Annotated in this window: 4 protein-coding genes and 1 pseudogene; 3 read left to right on the forward strand and 2 right to left on the reverse strand. The window is 44.8% G+C overall.

The annotated features are described in order from the left end of the window. Positions 1 to 116: 116 nt before the first annotated feature. Together EWV60_RS13840 and EWV60_RS13845 are read left to right on the forward strand one after the other, a co-directional pair. Positions 117 to 302, forward strand: a pseudogene (locus tag EWV60_RS13840) (hypothetical protein); the annotation flags it as partial. 18 nt (positions 303 to 320) lie between these two features. Further along, the gene (locus tag EWV60_RS13845) at positions 321 to 1769 is read left to right on the forward strand and encodes a family 10 glycosylhydrolase (protein ID WP_287232838.1); all 1449 of its coding nucleotides are present in this window, start codon (positions 321 to 323) and stop codon (positions 1767 to 1769) included. Between the two features lie 6 nt (positions 1770 to 1775). On the opposite strand, the gene EWV60_RS13850 is transcribed toward EWV60_RS13845, so the two are convergent. Then, positions 1776 to 3977 (reverse strand): GumC family protein, encoded by a 2202-nt coding sequence (locus EWV60_RS13850; protein WP_149108104.1) that lies wholly within the window; start codon positions 3975 to 3977, stop codon positions 1776 to 1778. A gap of 113 nt (positions 3978 to 4090) precedes the next feature. Further along, positions 4091 to 5308, reverse strand: coding sequence for a polysaccharide biosynthesis/export family protein (locus tag EWV60_RS13855; RefSeq protein ID WP_287232839.1), 1218 nt, complete (start codon positions 5306 to 5308; stop codon positions 4091 to 4093). Between the two features lie 102 nt (positions 5309 to 5410). Between EWV60_RS13855 and EWV60_RS13860 the strand changes: the two genes are divergently transcribed. After that, positions 5411 to 6267: RNA-guided endonuclease InsQ/TnpB family protein (locus EWV60_RS13860; protein ID WP_287232840.1), on the forward strand; the 857-nt coding region annotated here is incomplete at its 3' end.

The following is a 6267-nucleotide window of genomic DNA, read 5'->3' on the forward strand; positions in this document are numbered from 1 at the left end:
TCTGGCTCTCGGGGTTTAGGTCTCTAATCAATCTCATTGTATTTTCCTGCTGCTTCGTTTTTTTATGTATTATACTTCTTAATTTTTTATTTGGGTAATTAATTTTGCATGACTACTTACTAGGAGAATACGAAGAAGCTTGGCAATTTCTTCTCACTAATTATGATAAACACTCCGATTGGGGTCTCGATATCCATGGCGAAAATACAGTGATCGGAAAATATCCAGACTTTCCCACTGCTCTGAGCGCTTTTCTACTGAAAAATGGCTATTTATCTGAAAATAAAAACAATAAAAAATAGCAAACGCTGTGAACAACTATGTTAAAGAAAGTTAATTATCTGCGATCGCTATCTTGTTTCCTCGCTACAATCCTCTGGATTAGTCCTCTAGGGATTAACTCTAGTCTCGCTGTCAATGATAATTGTCAACTGTCCGAATCAGAAATCCAACAACAAGAAAATCTCCGTCAAACCTCGCCCCAAGAATATAACATCTTAGTACAGAAATATGCTGAACAATTGCGCTTTTGCCGTTCCCGACACTGGTTACAGGATCAGGCGATCTGGTTACGTCTCTACTCCTGTGATAGCCGTCCAGGATCGATAGAAAGTATCCTCGATCGCATCGTGGCCAAAGGTTATAATACAGTTTATCTGGAAGTTTTTGCCGATGGTCAAGTCCTATTACCTCCTAACAATAATCCCACCGTTTGGGATAGCGTCATTAAAAATCCCAGTGCTGGAAATGTCGATTTATTAGCACAGGCAATCGAACAGGGACATAAACGCGGTTTAAAGGTTTATGCTTGGTTATTTAGCCTCAATTTTGGCTATGCTTATAGCTTAAAACCCTATCGACAGGAGGTATTAGCACGCAATGGTAAAGGACAAGATAGCACCTCTTTTGTCGATGATCAATCCCAAACTTTTGTCGATCCCTACAGCAATCAAGCGCGACAGGATTATTTAATTCTCCTAGAAGCCATTTTACAACGTCGTCCCGATGGAGTTTTATTTGATTATATTCGCTATCCCAGAGGAACGGGAGTCGATTCCGTTGCTGATGATGTCAAAGATTTATGGATTTTTAGTCCGGCATCCCGACAAGCTTTAATTAATCGAGGATTGAATAATAAGGGCAAATTTTTAATCGATCGCTATCTGACTCGTGGCAAAATTTCCCCTGATGATATCGTCGAAGCCGATCGCCTTTATCCCCAAGAAACTGCCCCTCTTTGGCAAGGAAGAATCCCTTTAGAAGAGGAGATGAAACAATCAGTTAAAAGCCGTTTTGATCGTCTCAAATTAGAACTTTGGTTCCTAGCGGTTGCCCATGCTGCCCAAGGTGTCATTGATTATATTAGTTATTTTTCTGCCCTAGTGGAACGTCAGGGAATTCCCGCCGGAGCAGTGTTTTTTCCCGATGGGAATCGTCTTGTGGGTAATCAAGGTTTTGATTCCCGTTTACAAGCTTGGGATAGTTTTCCCGCTTCCCTAGAATGGCATCCCATGTCCTACGCTAATTGTAACGATACTACCTGTGTAGTTAATCAGATCAAAAGAGTAGTAGAAAGCAGGGGAAATCAAACTCCTGTTATCCCAGCTTTAGCCGGTTTATGGGGACAACCCTATAACAATCGTCCCTCCTTAGAAGTGCAAATGGCAGCGATTCGCCTAGCTTTTCCCACCATAGATAGTATCAGTCATTTTGCTTTTTCTTGGCAAGAACCACAATTCGATCGAGCCCGAAGATTTTGTCATAAGTAACCCGATTTATACCTCCACCTTCACTTCCTCTGTCTCTATTTGTCCCCGTGTTGGGGGAACTATCAAAGGCGGCAGTCCTGGTTCGGCGGTGTTGAGAGTCGGTGTAATATCGACGTAGTTAATCACCGCCCCTAAAATTTTCACTTCCGCTTCTGTTAACTGGTCAGTTGCTTCACTCAAGAGACTAGAACGAGTTATGGGCGGGCGCGTTACCAGAATAATCCCGTCCGCTAGTTCTTCTAAGAGCAGCGCATCATTACAGCTAGACAGAGAAGGAGTATCGACAATCACCAGATCGAAACGGCCGCTAGAATCTTTGAGAATCAATTGTAATTCGCTCGATTCAATGATAGCTGCCGCTTGTTTTTGCGGACCGGGACTAGGCAAAATGGAAAGGTTTTCTATATTTGGGGCCAGCCGGATCGATTTACTTTTTGCCCCGTAGTAAAGTAGGGGTTCTCGGAAAGAATTGGGATCGGGAGTGACTCCGATTTCTTCGGACTTAGAAGGACTTCTCAGATCTCCTTCGACTAACAGAGTCCGTCGGCCCGCTAAAGCCGCGGCGATGGCCAGATTATAGGCAGTGGCGGTTTTCCCCTCTCCGCCAGTAATACTGGTGACAACAACCACTTTCACCTTTTCGCTGCCGCCAACAAGTCGCAGGGTACTGCGTAAACGTTCGTAGTAGGGGAGATAATTGGCATTAGCATCGGCGAGAATCGGATCGATTTCCTCGCCCTCTAAATTCCGGACAATGGGCAATTGTCCCAAGAGTAGTATATCCTGACTAACCAAAGCTTCCCGCAATTCTTGGGGACTGTGCAGGCGATCATCGATCACTGCTAACAGCAGGATCACACCCAATCCGGCTAAAGTTCCCAAACCAGCACCCGCCAAGAGAATCAAGAGACGATTCTTGCGGTTAAACACCTGTTCGATCGGTTCAGCGACCGGCGGTTGGGCGACGGTGAGACTACCCACGGTTTCCGCTTCTGCGGCCTGAGCATCCACCAGCGCATTGAGAATATTCTCGTAGATACCCCTTTGAAAGGCGACGGCTTGGGTTAAACGAGCTTGCTGTAGCTGTTTATCGGGGAATTTCTCGTATTGGGAGCGTAATTGCTGTTCCTGAGTCACTAAGGATTCTAATTGTTTCATCAAACCCTCGCGCTGAGTTTGCAGGGCGACTAATTGACCCGCTAGTTGTTGACGGGCGGCATCGAGATTACTTTGCTGACGGATGCGATTGCTGGGAAGAGAGGTCAGGACACCATCTTTTCCGATCACCTCGGCGGCTCTTTTTTGTAAGAGAGATTCGTTAACTTCCTGTTGCTTGCGTAATTTAACTACGGCGGGATGTTCGGGACGTAAATCCTTCTCTAGTCGCTCCAATTGGGCCTCTGTGTCCAAGATCTGCGCTCGGATACTGGCAATAATCGGGTCGGCACTAAGGGCTGAGGAGGTGTAGGCCTGATCGGGGGTTAAATCGAGTTGTTTACTCAGACTATCAATTTGTCCTTGAATGCCTTGCAGTCCTAGACGAATTTCTCGCTGTTGCTGTTGACTACTGGTGATAGCGGCGAATAAACTCCCATCTTGAATGGCCAGTAAATCTGAACCCTGGCTACTAATGTAGCGATAAAATTTTTCTTCGGCTCTGGTTAAATCTTTTTGGACTTCGTTAAGCCGGACACCGAGAGCTTCTATGCGGGCGCGTAACTGGGAAGTATTAATCCAGCGGCTGTATTCCACCATTTCCTTCATCAAGGTTTCGAGAATTAACTCCGCCTTGGCCCGGGAGTCGGCCGTTAACTCTAAAAGTATCTCTTGGGGTTGATCGCTATTATTTTTTCCCTCCGCTTCACCCGGGAAGGTGATTTTTAAATCTTGATCGCGAATTTTAACGAGCTGTTCTTGATTAAATTGCAATTTTTTGGCTGTATTGATCAATACCCGGGGAGATAGCAGTAAATCGCGATCGATAGCCCGTCCTTGTTCTTGCAGTTGGGTTCCCGTACTGGTAAAAGCTGGCGGCGGTACCCGATAGGCTAGTTGTCCCACCGCCCGATAAAATGTGGGGGGTTTCTCCGGATCGGGGAGGAGAGCAAAGATCGCAGAACCACCTAAACAGACGAGGAAGACGAATATTCCCACAAATTTGTTCTGATCTAGCGAGATGAGAAATCGTTTAACAATTGGTAGAGCCATAGCTTTTTAATATATTCCCAGATTTTTTACATTTTAGCGGTCAAGAGTTATTCTCGTCCTTGAAATCCTAGCTTATGAAGTTGTGTTAAGGAGTGAAGGGAGCAAGTTGCACCTCAATTATTGAAGTTATTGAATTGATTGCCAAAGTCGAGAATTGTATTGGTAAAACTGGAAATATCCCGAATGGGTTGGGTAATGATATTAAAAGCGGCGAAAATTTCCCCTAATAGGGTGCGGGTGACGATAATTACGTCTTGATCTTCTAAGGGAATATTTTGGGAGATATCTCCCCTAACTGCCGCTATCGGACTCAAAGTTTGACTAACAATTCCCCCTTTGGCACTGTCAAAACGTAGCAGGGACACTTCATTGACATTAATCCGCAGGCGATCAGAAACCGGTAAACTAGCCACCACATCGAGGAAGGTACTGCCATTAGGAATCGAAACATTTCTCAGGGAAATTCCCGAAGGAATTGAGGGAGCTAAAACCCTGACGGTGATATTCTGCTGGGCGAGGGTGGTTCTAGCCACCAATGTGCGATTATATCCCGTTTCTTGGCCCACTTCTAACTTGGAAACAACCACGGCATCACCTCCTTGCAGACGCAGATCTGGTAAGCGTTCCCCCTTAATCAAGGGAGTATAAAGGTCAAGTTTCTCCTCTAACACTGTACCATCGACTAAAACCCGACGGACAAGGATCGAACGCAGATCGGCTCTGGGAGTGCCACCCCCCGCCGCCAAAATTACCTGTGCTAGGGAAGTATTAGGATCAATACTATAAAACCCCGGTCGCTGTACCTCTCCCAGAATGGTCAACTGGACGGGACGGGCAGTGGTTAGAACAGCAATGACTTCTGGTTCCTCCCGCAAGTATTTTCGCCCCAATTCGAGGCGGATTTTAGTTTGCACTTCGTCTAAAGTCAAGCCGAGTACCGGAATGCGGCCTAAAATCGGCACTAGAAAATTCCCATCGGGATCCACCGGACTTGCGGAATTAAATTCGGGAAAATCAGGAACCGAGACAGTAATTTGATCGCCTATATCGAGTCGATAGGTCTGAATTTGTCGGGATTGGGGATTATTGGGAGAGTAAACCGGTGGACTGTAGCCAGCGGGGGGAATCGTGTTTTCAGGAAAGGTGGGATTAGGTGGTTCGGGGGGCAAAAATTCTAACCCAGATCCGGGTTGAGTCTGGGGAATGGACAAAGGACCCTGGGCCTTGAGGCTCTCGGAGGGAATTACCCATAAGAACCCTGTCAGACTAAACCCTGATAAGGCTATGGCCCCGGTTCTGAATAAACCAACTGGCAAAAACTTGTTGAGCATTGGTGGAATCATCGAAAATTTGGGTCTGAAACCCCGCCGTTTTACGGCGGCTTTACCGTTAAATACTAGCGCATTTAGACGATATATTCTAGAATGTGAGGCATGGAAAAAGCCTATTCGTTTCGATTTTACCCCACACCAACACAAGAGTCGCTATTGCGGCGCACATTGGGCTGTGTAAGATTAGTTTACAATAAAGCTCTCCACGAACGAACACAAGCATGGTATGAAAGACAAGAAAGAGTAGGATATGCTGAAACTTCTTCAATGCTAACCGATTGGAAAAAACAAGAAGAATTAGAGTTTTTAAACGAAGTTAGCTGTGTACCTTTACAACAAGGGTTAAGACATTTACAAACAGCTTTCACTAACTTTTTTGCTGGTCGTACTAAGTATCCTAACTTTAAGAAAAAACATCAGGGAGGAAGTGCCGAATTTACCAAATCAGCCTTTAAATTTAAAGACAAACAAATCTATTTAGCTAAATGCACAGAACCCTTACCTATTCGATGGTCAAGACAAATCCCAGAAAGCTGTGAACCAAGCACAGTAACAGTCAGATTACATCCTTCTGGACGTTGGCATATCTCAATAAGATTTGATGACCCAACGATTAAGCCTTTACCAGTAACAGATAAAGCCATCGGAATTGACTTAGGAATTAGTAGCCTCGTGATTACCAGCGATGGTGACAAAGTATCTAATCCTAAGCATTTTAAGAAACATTATCAGAGGTTGCGAAAAGCACAAAAAAATCTTTCTAGAAAACAGAAAGACTCAAAAAATCGGGAAAAAGCGAGAATCAAAGTAGCAAGGATTCACGCTCAAATCACCGATAGCAGAAAAGACCATTTACACAAGCTAACCACTCAATTAGTTCGTGAAAACCAAACGATTGTGGTTGAGAATTTAGCCGTCAAGAATATGGTCAAAAACCCGAAATTATCTCAGGCAATATC

This window comes from Microcystis sp. Msp_OC_L_20101000_S702 (genome assembly GCF_007095705.1).
GTDB lineage: Bacteria > Cyanobacteriota > Cyanobacteriia > Cyanobacteriales > Microcystaceae > Microcystis > Microcystis ichthyoblabe_A.